Source organism: Microbacterium sp. SGAir0570 (assembly GCF_005491085.2).
Lineage (GTDB): Bacteria > Actinomycetota > Actinomycetes > Actinomycetales > Microbacteriaceae > Microbacterium > Microbacterium arborescens.
In genome coordinates, this window is sequence record NZ_CP027929.1 from 1,455,787 (window position 1) to 1,478,433 (window position 22,647).

At 70.5% G+C, this 22,647-nt stretch carries 21 protein-coding genes and 1 tRNA gene; 9 read left to right on the forward strand and 13 right to left on the reverse strand.

Going from position 1 to position 22,647, the window contains the following annotated elements:
• The first annotated feature begins 33 nt into the window (after positions 1–33).
• Both C1N74_RS06880 and C1N74_RS06885 read left to right on the forward strand, forming a co-directional pair.
• Entirely contained in the window at positions 34–2,961 is a 2,928-nt protein-coding gene (locus C1N74_RS06880; protein ID WP_258318019.1) for a DEAD/DEAH box helicase, read from the forward strand.
• Between the two features lie 98 nt (positions 2,962–3,059).
• Positions 3,060–4,628 carry an MBL fold metallo-hydrolase gene (locus tag C1N74_RS06885; RefSeq protein ID WP_088380301.1) on the forward strand — a complete coding sequence of 523 codons (1,569 nt, stop codon included), beginning with the start codon at positions 3,060–3,062 and terminating at the stop codon, positions 4,626–4,628.
• Positions 4,629–4,658: 30 nt separating this feature from the next.
• On the opposite strand, the gene C1N74_RS06890 is transcribed toward C1N74_RS06885, so the two are convergent.
• From C1N74_RS06890 to C1N74_RS06915, 6 genes are read right to left on the reverse strand one after another with little or no spacing between them, the layout of a single operon-like run.
• The gene (locus C1N74_RS06890; protein WP_023951200.1) at positions 4,659–5,534 is read right to left on the reverse strand and encodes a prenyltransferase; all 876 of its coding nucleotides are present in this window, start codon (positions 5,532–5,534) and stop codon (positions 4,659–4,661) included.
• The gene (locus C1N74_RS06895) at positions 5,531–5,833 is read right to left on the reverse strand and encodes a lycopene cyclase domain-containing protein (protein ID WP_023951198.1); all 303 of its coding nucleotides are present in this window, start codon (positions 5,831–5,833) and stop codon (positions 5,531–5,533) included. Before C1N74_RS06895 ends, C1N74_RS06890 begins: the two co-directional genes overlap by 4 nt.
• On the reverse strand, positions 5,830–6,177 hold the full coding sequence (locus C1N74_RS06900; RefSeq protein WP_064956711.1) for a lycopene cyclase domain-containing protein: 348 nt from the start codon (positions 6,175–6,177) through the stop codon (positions 5,830–5,832). Before C1N74_RS06900 ends, C1N74_RS06895 begins: the two co-directional genes overlap by 4 nt.
• A gap of 3 nt (positions 6,178–6,180) precedes the next feature.
• Complete coding sequence (crtI, locus tag C1N74_RS06905; RefSeq protein ID WP_103840691.1) at positions 6,181–7,776, reverse strand: phytoene desaturase family protein; 1,596 nt, start codon at positions 7,774–7,776, stop codon at positions 6,181–6,183.
• Positions 7,773–8,648, reverse strand: a complete 876-nt coding sequence (locus C1N74_RS06910) for a squalene/phytoene synthase family protein (protein ID WP_023951192.1) — start codon at positions 8,646–8,648, stop codon at positions 7,773–7,775. Before C1N74_RS06910 ends, crtI begins: the two co-directional genes overlap by 4 nt.
• On the reverse strand, positions 8,645–9,700 hold the full coding sequence (locus tag C1N74_RS06915; RefSeq protein ID WP_137750238.1) for a polyprenyl synthetase family protein: 1,056 nt from the start codon (positions 9,698–9,700) through the stop codon (positions 8,645–8,647). The genes C1N74_RS06910 and C1N74_RS06915 overlap by 4 nt, the downstream gene beginning before the upstream one ends.
• 94 nt (positions 9,701–9,794) lie before the next feature.
• On the opposite strand from C1N74_RS06915, the gene C1N74_RS06920 reads away from it, so the two are divergent.
• Positions 9,795–10,262, forward strand: a complete 468-nt coding sequence (locus tag C1N74_RS06920; protein WP_137750239.1) for a MarR family transcriptional regulator — start codon at positions 9,795–9,797, stop codon at positions 10,260–10,262.
• A gap of 115 nt (positions 10,263–10,377) precedes the next feature.
• Here the strand turns inward: C1N74_RS06920 and C1N74_RS06925 are convergent.
• Positions 10,378–10,451 (reverse strand) — tRNA-Met (locus tag C1N74_RS06925).
• Between the two features lie 135 nt (positions 10,452–10,586).
• On the opposite strand from C1N74_RS06925, the gene C1N74_RS06930 reads away from it, so the two are divergent.
• Both C1N74_RS06930 and C1N74_RS06935 read left to right on the forward strand, forming a co-directional pair.
• Positions 10,587–11,102, forward strand: a complete 516-nt coding sequence (locus C1N74_RS06930; RefSeq protein ID WP_137750240.1) for a DUF6328 family protein — start codon at positions 10,587–10,589, stop codon at positions 11,100–11,102.
• Entirely contained in the window at positions 11,099–11,917 is an 819-nt protein-coding gene (locus tag C1N74_RS06935) for a carbon-nitrogen hydrolase family protein (RefSeq protein WP_114598699.1), read from the forward strand. Before C1N74_RS06930 ends, C1N74_RS06935 begins: the two co-directional genes overlap by 4 nt.
• Here C1N74_RS06935 and C1N74_RS06940 read toward each other — a convergent pair.
• Positions 11,891–13,090: an aminotransferase class I/II-fold pyridoxal phosphate-dependent enzyme gene (locus C1N74_RS06940; RefSeq protein WP_137750241.1), complete on the reverse strand. Its 1,200-nt coding sequence runs from the start codon at positions 13,088–13,090 to the stop codon at positions 11,891–11,893. The genes C1N74_RS06935 and C1N74_RS06940 overlap by 27 nt on opposite strands.
• A 100-nt stretch (positions 13,091–13,190) precedes the next feature.
• Here C1N74_RS06940 and C1N74_RS06945 point away from each other — a divergent pair, with 100 nt between their 5' ends.
• The 3 genes from C1N74_RS06945 to C1N74_RS06955 are packed head-to-tail and all read left to right on the forward strand — an operon-like array spanning position 13,191 to position 17,411.
• Positions 13,191–14,672, forward strand: a complete 1,482-nt coding sequence (locus C1N74_RS06945; RefSeq protein WP_137750242.1) for a S1C family serine protease — start codon at positions 13,191–13,193, stop codon at positions 14,670–14,672.
• A 43-nt stretch (positions 14,673–14,715) separates the two neighbouring features.
• Entirely contained in the window at positions 14,716–15,963 is a 1,248-nt protein-coding gene (locus tag C1N74_RS06950) for a CDP-glycerol glycerophosphotransferase family protein (protein ID WP_023951178.1), read from the forward strand.
• Complete coding sequence (locus tag C1N74_RS06955) at positions 15,963–17,411, forward strand: CDP-glycerol glycerophosphotransferase family protein (RefSeq protein ID WP_137750982.1); 1,449 nt, start codon at positions 15,963–15,965, stop codon at positions 17,409–17,411. Before C1N74_RS06950 ends, C1N74_RS06955 begins: the two co-directional genes overlap by 1 nt.
• Before the next feature lie 31 nt (positions 17,412–17,442).
• On the opposite strand, the gene C1N74_RS06960 is transcribed toward C1N74_RS06955, so the two are convergent.
• A complete protein-coding gene (locus C1N74_RS06960; protein ID WP_088380294.1) occupies positions 17,443–18,534 on the reverse strand; it encodes a glycosyltransferase family 2 protein in 1,092 nt (363 codons plus the stop codon).
• A gap of 56 nt (positions 18,535–18,590) precedes the next feature.
• On the opposite strand from C1N74_RS06960, the gene C1N74_RS06965 reads away from it, so the two are divergent.
• On the forward strand, positions 18,591–19,859 hold the full coding sequence (locus tag C1N74_RS06965) for a CDP-glycerol glycerophosphotransferase family protein (protein ID WP_137750243.1): 1,269 nt from the start codon (positions 18,591–18,593) through the stop codon (positions 19,857–19,859).
• Between the two features lie 20 nt (positions 19,860–19,879).
• Here the strand turns inward: C1N74_RS06965 and C1N74_RS06970 are convergent, their stop codons facing one another.
• The 4 genes from C1N74_RS06970 to C1N74_RS16620 form a co-directional block, all read right to left on the reverse strand.
• Positions 19,880–20,101 (reverse strand): SCO4848 family membrane protein, encoded by a 222-nt coding sequence (locus C1N74_RS06970; RefSeq protein ID WP_023951170.1) that lies wholly within the window; start codon positions 20,099–20,101, stop codon positions 19,880–19,882.
• On the reverse strand, positions 20,098–21,060 hold the full coding sequence (locus C1N74_RS06975; protein WP_258318020.1) for a hypothetical protein: 963 nt from the start codon (positions 21,058–21,060) through the stop codon (positions 20,098–20,100). The genes C1N74_RS06970 and C1N74_RS06975 overlap by 4 nt, the downstream gene beginning before the upstream one ends.
• Before the next feature lie 38 nt (positions 21,061–21,098).
• Positions 21,099–21,791 carry an NTP transferase domain-containing protein gene (locus C1N74_RS06980; protein ID WP_083990674.1) on the reverse strand — a complete coding sequence of 231 codons (693 nt, stop codon included), beginning with the start codon at positions 21,789–21,791 and terminating at the stop codon, positions 21,099–21,101.
• Between the two features lie 229 nt (positions 21,792–22,020).
• Positions 22,021–22,470: a hypothetical protein gene (locus C1N74_RS16620; RefSeq protein ID WP_258318021.1), complete on the reverse strand. Its 450-nt coding sequence runs from the start codon at positions 22,468–22,470 to the stop codon at positions 22,021–22,023.
• Between the last annotated feature and the right edge of the window lie 177 nt (positions 22,471–22,647).

Here is a 22,647-nt window from a genome sequence, read left to right on the forward strand (position 1 = left end):
CACGCGCGAGGATCCTCCTATGAGGCCTGACCCGTGATCGGGAGGACGACGCCGTCGTGGCGTACCGTCCTCGCGCCCGCGACGACGGGGGAGAACCCGGTCGCCCTCGGCGTGCAGCTGCGACAGCGAGAGAGCGCGGGCACGGCGCACTGGGGCCCGCGGCGGGTGCTCCCGGCCACCGCACGCAGCGTCGCCACGTCCGACGGCGAACTCCGACTGGCGGCGCGCCCGCTCTCGCGGAGCGCGACGAGCGGGCGATGGGTGCAGGGCGACGAGACCTGGGAGTCGCTTCGCCGCGGCGCCTGGCGGGTCGATCCGGCGCGCGCCCGCTGGTTCTCGACGCTGTACGGCATCGCGCACGACGCCCGGCTGCTGGGCGGCTACGGCGATTCGGAGTGGCTGACCCTCGACGGCTCCGACTCCGAGCTGCTCTGGCCGCATCTTCGCGCGGCGTCCGCTCTCGGGATCCCGATCGTGTCGACCCGGCCAGACCAGGACGTACGACTCGGCGATGCGGCGTCGGTGGAGGTGCGCATCGACGGCGTCGACGGCGGCCTGCGCCTCAGCCCCGTCGTGCGCTTCGACGGAGGGGATGCCGCCGCGCACGCGCGTCCCATCGGCCACGTCGGGGTCTACGGAATCGAGCAGGCAGGCGGTTCGCTCCAGATCGTCTTCGCGCCGGCCGGCGTCGGTCCGGGCGTGCGTTCGCTGCTGGCTGCGGGCGGACCGGTCACCGTGCCGGAAGCGGAGCGCGCCGACTTCCTGCGCGAGGCCTATCCGCAGCTGGCCCGCGAGACGGCCGTCATCGGGGGCCACGGTGTGCGGCTGCCGGCACCGGAGCGGACGACGATCGTCGTCACGGTGAACCAGCGCCCGCGCGACGAGCTGGCGTATGCGATGGCGTGGCAGGTGCCCGGAGTCGGTCAGGTGCCGTGGGAGAGCGCCGCTGGTTCGTCATCGGTCGACCCCGAGCTTCGCACCTCGCTGGAGGCAGCGTGGGCGAGCGCTACCGAGCGACCGTTCTCGCCCAGCGGAACCCGGACCGGCGTCGACGCGGCCGAGTTCACGAACGAGCTCCTGCCCGCGCTGCAGGCCGTGGACGGGGTCCGGGTCGAGATCTCGGGCGTGACGCGGTCCTACCGCGAGCTGTCGGGCGATCCTCGCATCCGGGTGCGAACGGTCGAGACGGCGGATGCCGATTGGTTCGAGCTCGGCGTGCACGTCGAGGTCGAGGGGCGCCGCGTGCCGTTCCGGCCGCTGTTCATCGCGCTCGCCCAGCGCCGCAAGAAGATGCTGCTCTCGGACGGCGCCTACTTCTCGCTCTCGCACCCGGCGCTCGACCGCCTCCGTGAGCTCATCGAGGACTCGCGCGACCTGGTGGAGTGGGAGACCGGCGGTGCCCGGCTCAACCGCTATCAGCTGCAGCTGTGGACCGACTTCGAGGATCTCGCCGACGAAGCCGAGCCCGCGTCGCGCTGGCGGGATGCGCTCGATCGTCTGCGCGAATCGGTATCAGCGGGCCCGCGGCGCGCCCTCCCCGAGGTCCCCGAGGGGATCGCGACGACCCTGCGGCCGTATCAGCACGAGGGCTTCGCGTGGCTCGCGGCGCTCCGCGATGCTCAGCTGGGCGGCATCCTCGCCGACGACATGGGTCTCGGGAAGACCCTGCAGCTGCTGGCGCTGCTCCAGCGCGAGCGTGAGCGCGGCGAGAGCCGTCCAGCGCTCGTCGTGGCTCCGACGTCGGTCGTATCGGCCTGGCGCGACGAAGCGGCCCGTCACGCGCCCGGGCTGCGCATCGCGGTGGTGGACGGCGCGGGAGTCCGGCTCGATCGGCCCGAGGTGGACGTCGTCGTGACCTCGTACGCGCTCCTGCGTCTCGACGCGCACGCGTATGCCGAGCAGGAGTGGTCGACGGTCGTCCTCGACGAGGCGCAGTACGTCAAGAATCCTCGGACGCGCGTGCATCGCGCCGCGCTCGGCCTGCGCGCCGACGTCGTCCTCGCGGCCACCGGGACGCCTCTGGAGAACAGCCTGACCGACCTCTGGGCGATCCTCTCGCTGACGAGTCCGGGATTGTTCCCCTCCGCCCGGCGCTTCCGCGAGGAGTACGTCACACCGATCGAGCGCGGACGCGTCGAGGAGAACGCCGAGGGCGGTGCCGCGCGCGAGCGACGGCTCGCGCGCCTGCGCCGGCGTGTCCAGCCCTTCCTGCTGCGGCGCACCAAGGACGTCGTGGCGGCCGACCTTCCGCCACGGCAGGAGCAGGACGTGCGTGTGGAGCTGTCCAGCGGACACCGTGCGGTCTACGAGCGCGTGCTCCAGCGGGAGCGACGCAAGGTGCTGGGGCTGCTCGACGATCTCGACAGTCAGCGATTCATCGTCTTCCGCTCGCTGACGCTCCTGCGGATGCTCGCGCTCGCTCCCGCGCTCGTGGATGCGGGCGGCCCGGGGCTCGTTCCCAGCAAACTCGACGCGTTGCGCGGCCGTCTCGACGAGCTCATCGCGGAGGGGCACCGCGCTCTCGTATTCAGCCAGTTCACGTCCTTCCTCGACATCGTCGAGGCCGATCTGCGCGCGCACGGCATCGGGGTCGTCCGTCTCGACGGCTCCACCACCCGGCGGGCGGCGGTCGTCGACGCGTTCCGGAAGGGTGACGACCCGGTCTTCCTCATCAGCCTCAAGGCCGGCGGTGTCGGTCTCACGCTCACCGAGGCCGACTACGTCTTCCTCCTCGATCCCTGGTGGAACCCGGCGGCGGAGCAGCAGGCGATCGACCGAACCCACCGGATCGGGCAGGAACGACCCGTGAGCGTGTACCGCCTCATCGCCGCAGGCACGATCGAGGAGAAGGTCGTCGAGCTCCAGCGACGCAAAGCGCGTCTCATCAGCGCTGTCCTCGACGCGGACGGTGCCTTCTCGAACGCGCTGACCGCGGAAGACATCCGGCACCTGCTCGCCTGATCCGGCGGCATCCGTCCCGGCAATGACACGGTTCCCCGCGGCCGGCCTCCGCCGGGGCCTCACGTAGACTCGACCAGTCGCAACAGGAGGTCATCGTCATGCGCATCACAGGCCTGGGACACGCCGGAATGTTCATCGAGACGGCAGGGGGCAGCATCCTCTGCGACCCGGTCGTCGGACCGAGCTTCTTCGGCTCGTGGTTCCCGTTCCCCGACAACCGGGGACTCGACTGGGAACGCTTCGGCCGCGCCGACTTCCTGTACATCTCGCACCGGCACCGCGATCACTTCGACCCGGCACTGCTGCGCGCGCACGTTCCCACCGACATCCGCGTACTGCTGCCGGATTACCCGACCGACGATCTCGAACGGGATCTGCGTGAGCTGGGGTACGACAACATCATCTACACGCAGGCGGGCGTGCCTCTCGAGTTCGGCGACCTGAAGGTCATGGTCACGCCGCTGCGGGCGCCGAGCGACGGACCGATCGGCGACTCGTCGCTCTCGGTCGACGACGGCACGGGGTCGGTGCTGAACCAGAACGACTCGCACCCGCTCGACCTCGAGAAGCTGATGTCGTTCGGAAAGCCCGACGCCTACTTCACGCAGGTGTCGGGCGCCATCTGGTGGCCGATGGTCTACGACCTGCCGCAGGATGCCAAGCAGAACTTCGCACAGCTCAAGCGCGATGCGCAGAACAAGCGCGCCATGTACTACATCGACAAGGTCGACGCGCCTCACGTCTTCCCCATGGCCGGGCCGCCGATGTTCCTGCGCGAGGAGCTCTTCCGGTACAACGGCTGGGGCGAGCAGAACGACTCGATCTTCACCGACCAGGCGCAGTTCCTGGCGCACATGGCCGAAGAGCGACCCGACCAGAAGGGATATCTGTTCGTTCCCGGGACGCAGGTCGACCTGAACGACGGCGCCCTCGAGGTGACGCAGACGCTCTACACGGATGCCGAGATCGAGCGCATCTTCTCGGACAAGTGGAGCTACCTCGCCGAGCAGCGCGACAGCCGCCAGGAGGAGATCCGTGCCGAGGTCGAGCGCCGCGCCCCGATCCTGCCGCCGGAGGAGATGCTGGCCGCGATCAAGCAGTGGTGGGAGCCGCTCCTGCGGCGCGCCCGGACCATCCGCAACGGGGTCGGCGGCATGGTTCGCTTCCGCATCGGCGAGCTGGACATGGTGGTCGATTTCCCGAAGGCGAAGGTGCGCGAGTACGCGGGGGAGGAGTGCATCTACTGGTACACCATCCCCGCTGACCTCGTCTCGACGAACATCCGCGACCATGAGATCGATTGGTCGAACTCGATCTTCCTCTCGATGCAGTTCGAGGTCGGTCGCAGTGGCAAGTTCAACGAGTTCCTGACGACCTTCCTCAAGTGCCTTTCGCGCGATCGCATCGAGTACGTCGAGAACTGGTACGCCGAGCAGTCGGATCAGACCGAGGATGCCGAACTGGGCGACTGGACGGTGCAGCGGCGCTGCCCGCATCTGCGGGCAGACCTCACGAAGACGGGCAAGATCGAGGACGGTGTGCTCACCTGCTCGCTGCACGACTGGAAGTGGGATCTCGCGACCGGGCGCTGCCTGACCACACAGGGGCACCCGATTCGCGCGAGTCGCATCATCGAGACCGCGAGCGCGACCGACTCCGCCGCCTGATCTCGTCGATGCGCAACGGGTGGTGGCCGATCACGTCGTGATCAGCCACCACCACACGAGCAGCAGCGTCACGAGGAAGCCGCCGAGCTGGTTGAGCCAGAGGAAACGGTCCCAGCCCGCGGTCGCACGCTCGCACGTCTCGTCGGTGATGTTCCGGAACGGCCACAGCGTGATGAGGTATGGGACGGCGACGAGCGCCGCGAGCGGCCCCGGCCACGTCGTCGCGAGCATGAGCGCGCCGGCCAGGGCGTAGCAGGCCAGGGCGAACCGCACGGTCCACCGGGCTCCGCGCACGGTCGCGATGGAGGCGATGCCCGCCTCGCGGTCGGCGCCGACGTCCTGGACCGCGCCGAAGGCGTGCGAGGCGATGCCCCATGCGGCGAAGGCCAGCAGGATGACGGCGAGCTGCCAGGTCCAGGTGGCGCCCGACAGCACGAGCCCGTACGCCGCCGGGGAGAAGAAGTGGATGCTGCTGGTGATCGAGTCGGCGAACGGCCTCTCCTTCAGTCGCAGCGGCGGAGCGCTGTAGAAGACGACGAAGAAGAGGCTCGCAGCCAGGACGAGCCACGACAGCGGCGAGCCCACAGCGACGAGGTAGGCGACGAAGGGCAGGCACGACAAACCTGCTGTCCACAGCGTCGCCCGGTGCACGCTGCGATCGAGGATCGCGCCGTGCGCCCCGCCCTTGCGCGGGTTCCGCAGGTCGGACTCGTAGTCGAAGACGTCGTTGATGCCGTACATCGCGAGGTTGTACGGAACGAGGAAGAAGAGCGTGCCGATGACGAGCGTCGCGTCGATCTGGCGCGTCGTGAGGAGGTAGGCCGCGGCGAACGGATAGGCCGTGTTGATCCAGCTCACGGGACGTGAGGCGACGAGGAGCTGACGTGCGAGCGCGGTGGCGGTCATCGGTTCGGCTTCTCCAAGAGGGTCGCGACGGCCGGCACCAGGAAGGCTGCGCACAGCGGGTATGCGAAGTCCTCGAGCGGTGCGAGACCGATCCGGATGCCGCTGAGGTGCTCCTCCGGGTAGGTGAACAAGCCGGCGGCGATCATCACGTTATCGAAGACGGCCGTCAGCAGGATGAGCACGACGGCGGCGGCTGTGGACCAGACCATGCGCGCGCGGAAGCGCGGCCGCCGGGCCGATAGCGCGGTCACGACGACGGTCGCGACGACGAACGGGATGACGATGAGGGGATAGGTCACGGCGCGGCATCCGTTCGGCGTCTCTCGCGGCCCGTCCGCTCCCGCCACCGCCGCGCTCCGCCGTAGGCGACGAGAGCGAGGTAGCTGAGGAACAGCAGGAACACCGGCTCCTCGAGCGGAAGATGCGGGGCGAGGTCGATGCCGAGCAGCGCGGCACTGGTGCCCTTCACGAAGACGCCCGTGGCGATGCCCACGGCATCCCACAGCAGGAAGAACACCGTCCCCAGCAACGCGGCGATCACCGTCCGTCGTCGGTCTCGCCAGAACGCGAGCCGGAACCGCCGGTCGAGCAGCCCGACGCCGCAGAGCGACACGAGCAGGGCGATCAGGTACGACCCCGGCACCGCTCAACCGGCGGGCGTCGCGGGCTCGGGAAGCGGTCCGGCGGTCGTGTCGCCGCGGAGGCGCTTGACCACCAGCTCCGCCGAGATGAGGCACATCGGCAGTCCGATCCCCGGCAGCACGGAACTGCCGGCGTAGTACAGACCGGGCACTTTCTTCGAGGCGTTGCCTGGACGGAAGAGCGCACTCTGCCCGAGCGTGTGCGCGAGACCCAGGGAGTTGCCGCGCCACGCCCCGAGATCGCGGGCGAAGTCGGCGGGAGCGATCGTGCGTCGGACCGTCACTCGCGACGCGAGGTCGGTCGCGCCCGTCCACTGCGCGATCTGGGCGATCGCGCGGTCGGCAGCGGCCTCGATCGCGGGATCGCCGCCGCCGTCCACGCCCCCGTGCCCGAGCTCCGGGTCTGCGGGGATCGGGACGAGGACGAACAGATTCTCCGAGCCGTCGGGTGCGACTGTGTCGTCCGTCGCGCTCGGCCGGCACACGTACAGCGACGCGGGATCGGGGATGTGGGTGTCACGGCCCGAGATCGCGTCGAAGTTCTCGCGCCAGCCGCGTGTGAACAGCAGCGTATGGTGCGACAGCTCCGGGATCTCGCCCTCGACCCCGAGGAGGATCAGGAGCGCACCGAAGCTCGGGGTGCGCTTGCGCCACCAGCGCTCCGGGTAGGACTGCCGGTCGGGCGGCAGCAGCACGGTCTCGGTGTGGTGCAGGTCGGCGGTCGAGACGACGATGTCGGCCGGGATCTCCGTCGTATCAGCGAGACGGACGCCCGTCGCCGACCCATCGTCGGCGGTGAGGATCTGGGCCACCGGGGTACCCGTGCGCACGTCCACGCCGCGCTCGCGGGCGAGACGTTCGATCGCCGCGATGATCTCGGTGAAGCCGCCGCGCGGGTAGAGCACCGCGTCATCGAGATCGAGGTGGCTCATCAGGTGGTACAGGCTCGGCACGTCATACGGTGACGAGCCGAGGAAGACCGCCGGGTAACCCAGCACCTGGCGGAGCATCGGGTCGTCGAATCGGCTCTCGACGAGGCGGTTGAGCGATCGGGTGAGCAGCGGCGCGAGCATCGGCACCCGCTTGAGGATGTCGGGGTCGCGGAGTCCCTCCGACGTGGCGTAGGTGTCGTACAGGAATTTCGACACGGCCAGGTCGTAGGCGTCGGCGGCGGAATCGAGGTACTCGTCGAGCCGAGCGCCCGCCCCCGGCTCGCGGCTCTCGAACAGTGCGGTCGCCTCGGCACGTCCCGACACGACGTCGATGTGCTCGCCGGCGCCATCGCCCTCCGGCTCGGCGTACACGCGGTATGCCGGCACGAGAGGCACCAGGTCGAGTTCGGCCGCAGCGCTCGTCCCGAGGAGCGCGAAGAAGTGGTCGAAGACCTCGGGCATGAGGTACCAGCTCGGGCCGGTGTCGAACCGGAAGCCGTCGCGCTCCCACGAGCCCGCGCGCCCTCCCGTCTCGTCTCGCGCCTCGACGACGGTCACGGCGTATCCCTCGTGGGCCAGCAGGGCGGCCGTGGAGAGCCCGGCGATGCCGCCGCCGATCACGACGGCGCGCGATCCCGGGGCCGCCTCGCCGGCACGTGCCCGGCTCATGCGCCGGCCCGCAGGGGAGCGGCGCCCACCGTCGCGCGGGCCGCGAGCCCGAGCTTGACGGTGTTGGGTACGCGCACCCGCTGGTCGGTGTCACCGGCACGCCTCAGGCGACGCGAAAGCGCGGTGAAGAGATCATGGGCCGCGGTCACCGCTCGGCGACAGTCGGCCGGCAGGAGGGGGATGATGGCGCCCGCCGCGTCGAGGTCGGCGTCGATGCGGTCGAGGACGTCGACGCGTGACGAGGTGCCGCCGGCGCCGTCGACGCCGAGGTAGTCGCGTCCGAGGGATCCGACGTCGTGGGGGAGATCGCGCAAGAAGTTCACGTCCTGAAAGGCTGCGCCGAGGCGGCGTGCGCCGTCGACGAGGGCGGGGTCGGCGGGACGCGGGTGCGAACCGCCGGCGTTGACGAAGGTCTGGAGGCACATCAGCCCGACGACCTCCGCCGAGCCGTAGACGTAGGAGTCGTGCGAGCCCGCGTCGTGGGACGTCACCTCGAGATCGGTGCGCATGGACGCGAAGAACGGGCGGACGAGATCGGCGCCGATCCCGCACTCCCGGGCCGTCGACGCGAATGCGTGGACGATGAGGTTCGCGCTGAACCCTTCATCGACGGCGACCAGCGTCTCCGTCTCGAGGGCGTCGAGGACGCGGCGTTGAGCCGATAGGGGCATGCCTGCCTGTTCGGCGGAGCCGTCGACGATCTCGTCGGCGATACGGACGAGGGCGTAGATGTTGCGGACGTGCGGGCGCACGCGCGGCCCCAGCAGGCGGGCTGCGAGGCCGAACGAGGTCGAATAGGCCGAGATGACCACGGCGGCCGCGTCGCGCGCCGTGCGGTCGTACAGCGCGATGGCCGAGTGGTCGGGGTTCACGGGATCCGTCCTTCGATGCCGTCTGCAAGCTGCTCGATGAGGGCGCGCGGGGCGGGCGGCAGCTCGGTCGCCCGACGCCGTACCGAGGCGAGCGTCTGGCCGATGAGCGTCACGAGTTGCTCTCGGGCACCGCTCGCGTCGAGCTCGCGCTGTGCCGCCTGCACCGCGATGGGTCCGGTCGGCGCCATCGCGAGCGCCGACGACACCTGAGGCCACGACGCCGACTCGCGCGCGAACGAGATCAGCGGTGTCCGCTTGGCCTCGCGAAGGTCCGCGCCCGCGCCGCGGCCGGCCTGAGCTTCGTCGCCGAAGGTGCCGATCAGGTCGTCCACCAGCTGGAAAGCCAGGCCCAGGTCTGCTCCGACCGACATCAGCACGGCGCGATCGCCGTCGTCGGCATCGGCGAGCACGGCGCCCGCAGCGAGGGGAGCGCAGAACGAGTAGACCGCGGTCTTGTCGTGCGCCGTGCTGAGCAGCTGTGCGGTCTCGGGCTCGGTGGGCACGACCGCCTGCTCCACATCGGCGAGCTCGCCGATCGCTGACACGAGCACGGCGTCGTCGAGCAGGTCGAACAGGGGTACCCGCTGAGCCGACGCGACGTCGGCGGTGGCGACGAGACGCGCCGCCTCGTAGAGAAGGATGTCGCCGGCGAGGACGGCCGCGGCATCGCCTACCCGCTCGGCGTCGTCAGCGCTGACGCCCAGTGACCGCGCGTGCGACCGGAAGGTCCCGCCGACGTTGGGAACACCGCGACGCTCGATGTCGCGGTCGATCAGATCGTCGTGGATGACGAACGCGCTGTGGAGCAGTTCGAACGCTGCCGCGACATCCCAGAGCCCGGGCGCGGTCCCGCGGTCGCCGCTGAACGCGTCGAACGCCGCGACGACCAGCGCCGGGCGGAACCGCTTGCCGCCGGCTGTCGCCGCGGCCGCGGCGCGGATGAGGGCGAGCGCCGACGAGCCCCGGGGGATGGCCCGCTCCGTGAGCCGGGTGAGGACCTCGTCGAGCGCGCGATCGACAGCGGCTCGGCTGTCATCGGGCAAGGAGATCACGTTCACCGTCCTGGATATGCCGTTTGCAAGGCGTTTTTGCTAGCTTAACTAGCGTTTGAGCCGATGATAACCAGGCTCGAGAGGTGGTGTCCACATGGCTGACCCGAATGCCGAGGTCGCGAGAAATCGTGTAGAGCGATCGGCTCTGGAGGCCGTCAGAGCCTTCAGCGACGCCATGGATCGCATGCACACGGGGCTGCGCTCCGACATGGATATGAACGCCACCGACCTCTCGGCGCTGCGCATGCTCAGCATCCGGGAGCAGCGCGGCGAGCTGGTGAAGCCGCACGACCTCGCTCGTCATCTCGGCATATCGAGCGCGTCCACGACGAAGATGCTCGACCGCCTGGCGAAGGAAGGGTTCATCGAGCGCGCGCCGCATCCGAACGACCGGCGCGCGCTGATCATCACGCTCACGGAGTCGTCACGTCGGGACTTCGGTCGCCACTTCGCTGCCCGGCTGATGCGCATGCGGGAGGCGATGGGGCCCTTCAGCACCGAAGAGCTCGGGGCGGTCACGCGATTCCTCGACGGCATGAGCGAGGCGATGCTGGCCGACTGATTCCGGTGCCGCCGAGCTCCGCTCGGGCTGATGTTCCGCGTTCGGCGGGCTTGCGCCGCGCGAGGAGCGCACACGACGAAGGCCCCGTCTTTCGACGGGGCCTTCGTGTTTTCTGTTGCGGGGACAGGATTTGAACCTGCGACCTCTGGGTTATGAGCCCAGCGAGCTACCGAGCTGCTCCACCCCGCGGCACAAGAGATAACACTAGCACGGGCTCTGCGGGTCGTCCAATCGTGGCGCCATCCGAAGCGCACTCGGGCGTGTCGCATCGCAAACGGCATCCGGGTATTGGCGTCCGCGACCCGGGGCGAGGAGGATACCGACATGAGCCCCGCGACCCCGGTCGCCGACCGAGGCGATGACGTCGCAGACGACGGTCGTGCCGAGTCGGCGGATGAGCGTGCCGACCGCAACTGGAACGAACTGCTGCAGGAGCTGCGCGTGCTGCAGACGGGCACCCAGATATTGACGGGGTTCCTCCTGGCCCTCGCCTTCCAACCCGCGTTCCGCGACCTGAATGGACCGCAGCGGGTGTTCTATCTGACCCTCATCGTGCTAGCGGCCCTCAGCGCGATCGTCGCCCTCTCCCCGGTCGCACTTCACCGCGGCCTGTTCCGACGCCGGGCCAAGCCGGCCGTGGTCGCCTTCGGCCACACGGCTCTGCTGTTCGCGCTGGTGACGGTGTCGGTCCTGCTGGTGGGCGTGGTCGTCTTCGTCTTCGACGTCGTCGTCAGTACTGCGGCATCCTGGATAGTGGGGGGCGCGCTGGCGTCCCTCATCGCGGCGCTGTGGGTGGTCTCGCCGCTCATCTACCGCCACCGCCGTTCGGAGGACCGATGACAGCTCTCGCCGTCGCCCAGTTTGCACCCGCCGCCGACGTCGACGACAACCTCCGGGCGATCGCCGGGTTCGTCGAACGGGCTCGGTCGCGCGGAGCCCGGGTCGTGCTCTTCCCGGAGTACTCGAGCTATTTCGTCGACCCGTTCGACCAGACGCTCCGCGAGAACGCCCAGGACCTCCAGGGCCCGTTCGTCGAGGGGCTGCACAAGCTCGCACGTCTCCACGGCATGCACATCGTCGCAGGCCTTCTGGAGCGGGCGTCGGACGCCGAACGCGTGCGCAACACGGTCGTGGCCGTCGGCCCCGACGGGCTCGTCGCGTCGTATCGCAAACTGCACCTCTACGACGCCTTCGGGCAACGCGAGTCCGACTGGGTCGAGGCCGGTGAGATCGCGCCCCCGGAGACCTTCGAGATCGACGGTGTGCGCTTCGCTCTGATGACCTGTTACGACCTGCGGTTCCCCGAGATCGGCCGCGTCCTCGCCGACACCGGCGCGCACGTCGTCCTCGTTCCGGCGCAGTGGGTGCGCGGTCCGCTCAAGGAACTGCAGTGGAACACGCTTCTGCGGGCTCGCGCGATCGAGAACACCCTCTTCGTCGCGGCAGCGGACCATCCGCCGCCGCTGGGGGTCGGCAACTCCGGCGTGTTCGATCCGCAGGGCGTGGAGATCGCCGCGGTGGGAACATCGAGCGACGTCGCCGTCGCGCACGTCGACGTCCATGCGGTCGAGCGCGTGCGACGCGTCAACCCCGCGCTCCGGCTGCGTCGCTTCGAGGTCGTCCCGCGCTCAGAAGGCCCGCGCGAGTCGAGCTGACGCCTCGGCAAGGACGTCCGGGCGCTTGCAGGCGGCGAACCGCACCAGCGTCACGTACTCGCCCCGGTGCGCCGGCGAGGCGAAAGCCGTCAACGGGATCGCCACGACCCCCGCACGGTCCGGCAGCTCCCGGCAGAACGCATCGGCGTCGGATGCCCCGAGGGGTGCGGCGTCCGCGACGGTGAAGTACGAACCCGCCGGAGTCGACACCGCGAAGCCGGCCTCGCGCAGACCGGCGCCCAGGAGGTCGCGACCCGCGCGGAGGCGGTCGGCGATGCCCGAGAAGACGGCGTCGGGGAGCCGCAGTCCGGCGGCGACGGCAGGCTGGAACGGGCCGGCGTTGACATACGTGAGCCACTGCTTGACGGCGAGAACGGCGCGGACGAGGTCGGCGGGACCCGTGACCCACCCGACCTTCCAGCCGGTCACCGAGAACGTCTTGCCCGCGGACGAGATCGACAGTGTCCGCTCTGCGGCACCGGGCACGGTCGCGATCGGAACGTGCGGCGCGTCGAAGGTCAGATGCTCGTACACCTCGTCGGTGACGATCACGGTGTCGTGGCGATGCGCCAGGCGCACGATCTCCTCGATCGTCTCGGGCGAGAAGACCGTACCCGTCGGATTGTGCGGATCGTTGACCAGGATGAGGCGGGTGCGATCGGTGACGGCTGTCGCGAGCTCGTCGAGATCGGGCTGGAAGTCGGGCCACCGCAGGGGCACGCCCACGAGCCGGGCACCGGATAGGGCGACCAGGGCCGCGTATGCGTCGTAGTAAGGCTCGAAGACGACGATCTCGTCGTCCGGGCCGTCGACCAGTGCGAGCACCGTGGCGGCGAGCGCCTCGGTCGCACCGGCGGTCACCAGCACCTGCGTGTCGGCGTCGAGCTCGATGCCGTACCAGTGCGACTGGTGATCGGCGATGGCAGCCAGCAGCTCGGGCTCGCCGCGACCCGGCGGGTATTGGTTGCGTCCGTCGGAGATAGCCGCCCGAGCGGCTTCGAGCACCTCCACGGGACCGTCCTCGTCGGGGAAACCCTGGCCCAGGTTGATCGCGCCCGTCCGAGCCGCGAGCGCTGTCATCTCCGCGAAGATGGTGGGAACGGGGGAGCCTTCATCGGTGAGCAGGCCGGCGCCGCGTGCGGCGCGGCGCCAGGCGCCGGGAACCTCGTGCATCCGGTTCACGCTACACGCATAGGCGTGTCCCAACCTCGGCATAGGCAAACCACAGCATCGCGCGGCAACCTGTTCTTGCTTGGACAAAGGAGCAACCTCGATGAGCGACCAGAACTTCCCCGACGACCGCACTCCCGACGCGCGAAGCGACGCCGAGCAGCCTGCCGACCACGCCCGTACATCGCCCGTGTCGGCACCTGATGCGGCAGCGGCGCCGCGCACAGATGCGACCATCCCGCCCCGCCCGCCCCTGCCCGGCGCCCCGGCAGACAGCGGGTCGACGTTCCACACGCAGCCGACCCAGCCCTACGGCCAGCCCGCGCCGCACGCCGGTGCGGCTTTCGGTCAGCCCGCCACCGCCACCGCCCCCGCACCGCATGACCGCACCAGGGTCGGCGGCGGCAAGATCGCGGCCATCCTCGTGGCCGCCGCGCTCGTCGGCGGAGCGGCCGGGGTCGGAGGAGCCGCGGCGGTGGGCTCGTCCTTCGTGTCCGCGCCCGCGTCGCAGAGCTCGGGCCCGTCGTCGATCACCGTCAACAACCCCGACTCGGTCAACGCCACCACGGCCATCGCGACCAAGGTGCTGCCGAGCGTCGTGACCATCTCCGCCTCGGCGGGCACCTCCGGCGGCACCGGTTCCGGCGTCATCCTGAGCGACGACGGCTACGTGCTCACGAACACCCACGTCGTCACCCTCGACGGTGCCACGGGAGACCCGAAGCTGTCGGTCACCACGTCGGACGGCCGGGTGTACGCCGCCACCATCGTGGGAACCGACCCGACCTACGACCTCGCGGTCATCAAGCTGACCGATGCCTCCGGGCTGACCCCGATCGAGTTCGCCGACTCGAGCAAGCTCAACGTCGGCGACCAGACGGTCGCCGTGGGTGCCCCACTGGGACTGTCGAACACGGTGACGACGGGTATCGTCAGCGCGCTGAACCGCTCCATCCAGATCGCGTCGTCCGCAGCGCCCGAGTCCGAGGGCGGGACGCAGCAGGAGGAGACTCCCGGCGGTCGGACGCCGTTCGAGTTCGACTTCGGCCAGGGGCAGCAGACCCCCTCGCAGCCGAAGTCCTCGATCGCGATCTCGGTCATCCAGACGGACGCCGCCATCAACCCGGGCAACTCCGGTGGCGCCCTCGTCGATGGCAAGGGCCGCCTGATCGGCATCAACGTCGCCATCGCGAGCGCCGGCGGTGCATCCACGGAGGCCGGCTCCATCGGCGTCGGATTCGCGATCCCCTCGACGGTCGCCGAGCGCGTCGCCAACGAGATCATCGACAACGGCTCGGCCACCCACGGCCTGCTCGGCGCGACCGTCGGTGATGCCGCCTCCGCCCCGGGAGCGACCCGTGCCGGCGCCCTCATCAACGAGGTCACCGCCGGGGGCGCCGCGGCATCCGCGGGTCTGCGCAACGGCGACATCGTCACGCAGTTCAACGGCATCGCCATCACCGACCAGGTCGACCTGACCGCCCAGGTGCGGGCGCTGGCCGCCGGCAGCGAGGCGAAGCTGACGTACGTCCGTGACGGCCGCGAGCAGACGGCGACCGTCACCCTCGGCCAGTTGCAGCAGTAAACGCCGTACCGGCCCGGACGCCACCCCGCGATAGGCTCGCGGGGTGGCGTCCTTCTCGTTCGGCGCGGGCAACGTACGCAAGGTCCTGCGCATCCCCGTGTATCTCGCGGGACGCCTCGCCACCTTCGTCATCCCGCGGGACCGATCCGCGTGGGTCTTCGGGTGCGCCGTGGGGATCGCGGACGGAGCGCTCGCTCTCTGGCAGGCCGCGCCCCGCCGTCGGGCCGTCTGGGTGGTGTCTTCGCCGCGCCAGGAGGAGGAGGCGAGACGACGAGGCATCCCGACCGTGCAGCGCGACTCGTTCGCCGGTTTCTGGCGCACTGCCCGCGCGGGTGTCGTAGTCGTCACCCACGGCCTCGGCGATGTCAACCGATACGGCGTCGGCGGTGCGTTCCTCGTGCAGCTCTGGCACGGCATCCCGCTCAAGCGGATCGGCCTGGATTCTCCGGTGACGACGGAACCCGGGCGGCTGGCCGCCGTTCCCGGCATTCGGTGGCTCCTCGCGCTGGCGTACCGGCGGGCGCAGGCGCAGATCGACCTGCTGCCCGCAGCGTCCCATCGTGTCCGCGGCCGGCTGGAGAGCGCCTTCGGACTCGACGACGCGCGTGTTCCCGTCCTGGGCGAGCCCCGCGTGGACGTCCTCTCGCCGCCCGACCCGCCCGCCGCGCGGCGCGAGGCGCGGCGGCTGCTCGATGACGTCCTCCCGGGGCTGTCGGACGCGCGTGTCGTCCTCTACGCGCCGACGTGGCGCGACGGCGAGCCCGACCCGGCGACGCCCGACTCGGCCGACTGGCAGGGGATCCTGAGCGTCTTGGAGACCCATGACGCCGTTCTCCTCGTGCGATCGCACCCGTTGGGTGGCGGGGACTACACGCCTCCCGCGGCGACGCGTCGCGTGCGCATGCTGGGAAGCGACCTCGTTCCTGATGTCACGCCGTTGCTGGCCGCCGTGGACGTGCTCGTCACCGACTACTCGTCTCTCGCATACGACGCGGGGCTTGTGCCCCTGCCGACGCTCTTCCTCGCGCCGGACGTCGAGCGTTACGCGCGCACCCGCGGCTTCTACGGGACCTATGCCGAGGTCGCCGGCGACGACGCGGCACGGTCGTGGGCGGTCTTGTGCGCACAGCTGGACGCTGTGCTGGGGGATGAATCCGAGGCGGACCGTCGGCGGTCCCGTGCGGACCGACTGAGCCGCCGGATGCATGCGTGGCGAGACGGACGGAACGCGCGGCGCGTGCACGAAGCCATCGTCGCGGCGGTGCCGGAATCAGCGGGGGAGCGGTCGTGATGCGCATCGGGTTCGGCGGCGAGGAGCTGCCGGTGATGACGGTGACCGGTACCGGGGATGTGCCCGCCCGGATCGAGATCGTCGGTCCGCGCGCCGGAGCGCGCGGCGAGGTGACCGCCGGCGACGGCGGCTGGACCGCGCGCCTTCCCCTGCACGTCGCGCGCTGGGGAGGCCCCGAGCTCCCGCTGCCGTCCGGCAGCTACGCCCTCGTCGTCGACGGCGTCTCGCCACAGGGCGAGGATCAGGCCGACGGCGCGGGCGCGGAACTGAGAACGCCCCTGCTCCGTGCGAGTTGGGACGGAGCACGGCTCGCGATCGCCCCTCCCGTCGACCCGGCACTGGATTCGGGCGAGGGGCGCCGCGCTCTCGAGCAGCGCTACGCCGCACACCGCGGCCCCCTCGAGAACGCCGTGTTCTTCGAGAGCTTCTACGGCCGGAGCGCGAGCGACAACCCGCGTGCCATCGACCGCGAGCTGGCGCGGGCAGCCCCAGGGGTCACCCGCTACTGGAGCGTCGTCGACCTCTCGGTCGCCGTGCCCGAGGGGGCGATCGCCGTCGTCGACGGCAGCCCCGAGTGGTGGCGAGCCCGCGCGGTGGCACGCCTGCTCGTGGTCAACGACTGGCTGCGCCGACCGTTCGTCCGCAAGCCGGGGCAGGCTGTGCTGCAGACCTGGCACGGCACACCGCTGAAGCGACTGGCCCTGCATCGACCCGGCTTCGATCCTCGCCGGGCGCTGGCGGTGTTCCGCGAGAGCCGGCGCTGGGACATCCTGCTGGCACAGAACCCGTACAGCGCACGCGTGCTCCGTGCCGCCTACGCCTTCCGTCGCAAGCCCGTGTGGGTGGAAGGGTATCCGCGCACCGACGACCTCCACTCCGGCGACCGGGATGCCGCGCGCGCGGCACTCGGCATCGAGGCGAACGAGAAGGTCCTGCTCTACGCGCCGACCTGGCGGGATGACCGACAGACGATCGTCGATTTCCTCGACCTGCCTGCCCTCGCCGCGTCGACGGGCGCGGTCGTGCTCGTGCGCGGACACTCGCGCACACTCGCCCCGGGAACCGACGAGCGCGGCGCGCGCGTCATCGACGTGACGTCGCACCCCGATCTCGCCGCCCTGCAGCTCGCCTCGGACGCCCTCATCACCGATTACTCCTCGGTGATGTTCGACTACTCGGTCACCGGCCGTCCCATCTACTTCTTCGTGCCCGACCTCGAGCACTACCGCGGCAAGCTGCGCGGCTTCTACTTCGATCTCGCCGAGTGGGCACCAGGCCCGATCGTGCGCACGCAGGATGATCTGGTCCGAGCCATCGCGGCGGACGAGGCCGGTGACCCCGAGCGCTACGCACGCTGGCGTGCGCGTTTCAACCCTCGCGACGACGGGAGTGCTGCGGAACGCGTCGTTGCGCGCATCCTCGACCAGGGGCTCGTCTCGCGCGACTGAGCAGGACCGAGCGAGAGCGGGCAAAGCGGAGTCAGGGCAGCGGCGTGTTGCGCGCCAGGCGCGATGTGTCGACAGTGCCCCGGGCACCGCGCGCGGCGCCCTGCAGGAAGCCGACGCCCCAGGAGAAATGCATCGACGGCAGGACCGCGAGCGTCCACAGCCGGTCGCGCAGACTCCGGCCCCCACCGCGCCCCGCCGCGACGACGGCGACGAGCGCGGCGTAGGCCGCGATCGGAAGGTGCAACACGGACAGCAGGATGCCGGTGCGCCCCGACAACGCTCCCGACAGCTGGACCGCACCCACGACGAGCGACGCCGCGGCGGCGATGACCAGCAGCGGGGGAGCGAAGAAGCGCAGGCCGTTCCGCCTGCCGAAACGCCGCACGAGCTCTCCTCGCCAGGAGCCGGTAGCCCGGAACTGCCGCACCAGGCGAGCCCAGCTCTCGCGAGGCCAGTAGGTGACGTGGAGGTCGGGGTCGAACCATACGCGGTACCCGGCGCGTCGGATGCGGAGATTGAGCTCCCAGTCCTCGCCGCGGCGGATGCCTTCGTCGAACAGCCCGACCTCGTCGAGCACGCTGCGCCGCATCACGCCCAGGTAGGCCGATTCCGCCGGGCCTTCGTCGGTTCCGCCGTGGTAGGCGCCGCCGCCGAGCCCGATGCGCGAGTTGTATGCCCGGGCGACGGCTCGCTGGAACGGGCTCCGCCCCTCGGCGCGCATGACTCCGCCGACGTTCGCCGCCTGCACCCGGGCGAGCGTCTCCAGCGCCGCTCTGGTGTAGCCGGGCTCGAGCTCGGAGTGGGCATCGACCCGGACGATCGTCGGATAGCGGGAGCTGCGGATCGCGATGTTCAGGCCGACGGGGATATGGGCGGCGGGGTTGCGCACGAGGCGGATCCGCGCGTCTTCGTCGGCCAGTCGGCGGGCGACGGACTCCGTGCCGTCGGACGATGGGCCGAGGGCGAGGATGACCTCGATCGGGGCGTCGAGCTCTTGGGCGAGCACGCTGCGCACGGCACGTTCGAGGTAGGCGCGCTCGTTGAGGACGGGCATGACGAAGGACACGCCCGCGTCCGGGGCCGGGACAGGCGCGGGACGCCAGCGGTGCGCGTCGTCATGCATCCGTCGATCATGTCACGCGTCCCGGTCCTGGCTTGCACGCTCGGTACCCTGGAGGGGTGGGAATCATCGCTGACGCGCGCAAAGCCGTAGCCCTCGTGCGGCGGGCGGTATCGAACCGAGCGGCGTACGTCGACGTGCGGCGCTCCCTCGCGCTACTGCCGAAGCCGGCGACCGACCACTTCCGCATCGCCGTCTACTTCGCCGACGGCGAGGTGAACATGTACCAGATGCGGCAGTGGTACAAGCCGCTGCAGCTCCTCGCCGAGACCTGGCCGGTCGTCGTCATCAGCCGCAGCGCGACGGGTGCGCAGGCGCTTCTCTCCGACGGCGCGCTGCCCGTCGTCTTCGCTCCGACCGTCCGGGCGCTCGAATCGGTGGTCGCGGGCCAGGACATCCGCATCGTCCTCTACGTCAACCAGAACACCCGCAACTTCCAGATGTTCCGGTACGGGCACCGGTGGCACGTCTTCATCAACCACGGTGAGTCCGACAAGATGTACATGACCACCAACCAGTTCAAGGCGTACGACTACGCCCTGATCGCCGGTGACGCGGCCCGCGAACGGCTCGGCCGCGTCCTGTGGGACTACGACCTCGACGCGCGCACGATAGCGATCGGACGGCCGCAAGCGGATCACTTCTCGGGTGCGCTGCCGTACCCCGACGACGGACGCCGCGTCATCCTCTACGCCCCGACGTGGGAGGGCGACCGGCCCGCCGCGCACTACGGCTCGATCGCCTCGCACGGCGAATCGCTCGTGTCGGCCGTCCTCGCCTCACCGCGGCATCGGCTGATATATCGCCCGCACCCTCGCTCCGGCGTCGTGGATGCGGCGTACGGCGACGCGCACCGACGCATCATCGCCGCCATCGCCGCGGCCAACGCCGCCGACCCGCTCGCGCATCACGTCTACGACGACGGGCCGGAGCTGGGCTGGCAGCTGGCCGCTGCCGACCTCGCCGTCGTCGACATCTCGGCCATGATCTACGACCGGCTGGCGGTGGCGAAGCCCCTGCTGGTGACCCGTCCGGTCGACCCTGCGGCGCTCGTCGACAGGGGCGGCTACCTCGCCGACGCCGCGTGGCTCGATGCGGACTCCGCCGCGTCGATCGTCGAGATCGCCGACCGCGTCGCCGACGACCCGGAGGCCACGCAGCAGCTCCGCGTGTGGTCGCACCACTACTTCGGCGACACATCGCCCGGCGCGGCGACGGCACGATTCCACGCTGCCATCGAGCTGCTCATGCAGCGGTGGGCGGAGTGGGACGCGCGCACGGTGACGGTCGCAGACGAACGCGACGAGGCCGAGCTCGACGACGCCTGACCTGCGGCCCCGCCCGAGGCTCAGAGCGCGGCGGCGCCGATCATCACCGCGCCCACCACGAACAGCGCCGCCAGCACGAGGGCGATGACGACGAGAACGAGGTGCACGGTGAAGAACCGGGTGCGCCGGCCCGCGGCATCCGTCGCGCGCGGATCGCGCGCTACCCGCCGCAGGAATGTCGGCCAGGTGACGACGTTGAACAGCGCCCCGACGATGAGGATCGACATCAGGAAAGCGGTCATGATTCCTTCCCGCCGTCGAGATCGTGCTCGGCGCCGGCGGCGGGTTCGTCAGTGCCGCCGGTGTCTGCGATCGCGCCGCTGCGTTCGCCACGCCGGAACGGACGAGAGGCGAGCGTGCCGATCTGACGGCCTCCCTCGGCGAAGACGCCGCTGATCCGCCGCGCCACGAGCCCGGGGCCTCGTCCGATCGGTTGATCTTCGTCGCGTGATTCGAGCGCCGCAGGGAAGCTCGCAGGAACCACCCCGAACGCGCGGCGGGCGCCGGAGATCACACGGCGGCCGAGAATGTGGTTGCCGGTTCCGCCGATCGCGGCACCGATGCCGAACGGGAGTGCCTTGCCCACGACGGACGCCCCGCCGGCGGCGGCGAATCGGCGCACGAACGCGTGCTTCAGCCGGTCGAGGACCGGGCCGACGGCGGTGCGGGGGAGCGAGGACGTGACGAGTTCACCCCAGTAGGAACTGCGGGGGCCGCCTTTCCCGCTCGCCTGCTTGGCGAACTGCCCCACCAGGTCGGCGCCCTCACGGCCGAGCATGAGCGCGAGCACGAGCGCCCGCGCGCGGTCGGGGTTGTCGACGGGGATGCCGTGCAGTTCCGCGAGCGACTGGGCGAACAGCGCCGTCGCCTCGAGGAACCCTGCCGTCTCCACGCCGCTGAGCGCGAGGGTCGTCGCCGTGCCGATGCCCGGGATCACGGCCGTCGCGCCGACTGCCGCGCCGCCCGTGGTGACGGCGGTCAGATAGCGGCGCTCGAGCATCTGCACGACCTGTGCGGTCGTCGCCTCGGGATGCCGGTGGCGGATGCCCCGCAGGTGCGCCAGGACGACCGGACGCTGGACTGCGAGGAGCCGGTCGAGTGTCCGGATGCTCAGCGGATGCTGCCCGGCGACGGCCTCGCCCGCGTCGCGGCGCGGAGCGTCGTCGGGAAGGGAGTCGATGCGGTGCACCTTACGGGCCATGGCACCCATCCTCTCGCGCCTGCGGCGCGGCGGCGCCGTCAGACGTACAGGTTCGCGCGCTCGAGGTCCTCGGCGAAGTCGACCTCGACGGCGTACAGGTCGGAGATGTCCATCGGCTCGAGCCGGAGGCCGTTCTCGGCGACGGCGAGCTCGAGACCGCGCTCGAAGTAGTCCTGGTCGTCGACGCGGCCGAGCTGCGCGATGAGCGCCTTCTTGTCGCGCGAGGAGATGTAGTTGATGCCGACCGCCTCGCCGATGCCGCCACGGACGGTCTTGGAGAGCTCGGCGATGAAGCCGTCGGCACCGACGGTGTACTTCACTTCCTCGTCGCTGACCTTCGCGGTGTTGACCGTCACGAACGACTGGTCGCGCTCGATGAGCGCGACGGCACGGCCGAGGACACGCGGGTCGAAGACGACGTCGCCGTTCATCCACAGGACGCCCCCGCGCCCCGACGCCTTGAGCGCGCGCAGCAGGCTCTGCGACGTGTTCGTCTCGTCATAGCGGGCGTTGTAGACGTAGTCGACATCCGGGAAAGCGTCGACGATCGTCTCGGCGCGGTAGCCGACCACGGTGGTGATCCGGGCATCGTCGCCGAACGCCGCGCGGATGTTGTCGTGCTGCTGCTGCATGATGCTGCGGCCGTCGTTCAGCTCGGTGAGCGGCTTGGGGAGAGAGCGGCCCAGGCGGGAGCCCATCCCTGCGGCGAGGATCACGATCTGAAGGGCCACGAGTATCTCCTGAAGTTACGAGTTAGATCAGCATTCACCGGAGCGACACCCCGGGACAGCGTTTTTCATGCTAGCGACCCGATCTGGGAGGTCGCCCGAACACCCGCAGCCGTTGCGCTTTCGTGACCTTGCTGGTAGCGCGATTCTCGGTGTTCCCCAATGACGCGGAGCCTCGGCGCAGACGGCCCGCTTGATAGGTTTGAGGCGTGACAGACGACTCAGCCACCCCTCAGCACGAACAGCGTGGCGCGTCGCCTGTCGGTACGTCCGCGCCGCCTTTGCCCGACATCCCCGCGGAGGTCGCGGCCGCCGAGCTCGCGGTTGCGGCAGCACCCTCCGCTGGCTCGTCCGAGCGAGCCACGACGGCGACCAAGAAGGGCTCTCCCCGGACGACGAAGCCACGCAAGCCGCGTGCATCGGGCTCGACTGGCGCGAAGAAGGCCCCGCGGAAGCCGCGCTCCACGGACGCGGCGCCGGAGGCGGGGGCGACACCGCCGAAGCCGGAGATTCCCGCCGCCGTGGCGGCGGCGTCGTTCGTGGCGTCTGCGGAGGACGCGGGCCCGAAGGCCGTGGAGATCGTTCCCGAGGCGGTCGACGAGGCCGTCGCAGCCGATGCGACCCCGTCGGAGGCGGCCTCGGCCGGTGAGTCCGCCGGCGAGACGTCTGCGGATGGTGTCACCCAGACCGCACCTGATGAGGATGCCGTTGCGGAAACCGTGGCTTCCGCGGACGTCGCACCCGAACCGGAGCCCGACGCCGAGCCGGAGCCTGAGCCGGAGCCTGAGCCTGAGCCTGAGCCTGAGCCTGAGCCTGAGCCTGAGCCTGAGCCTGAGCCTGAGCCTGAGCCTGAGCCTGA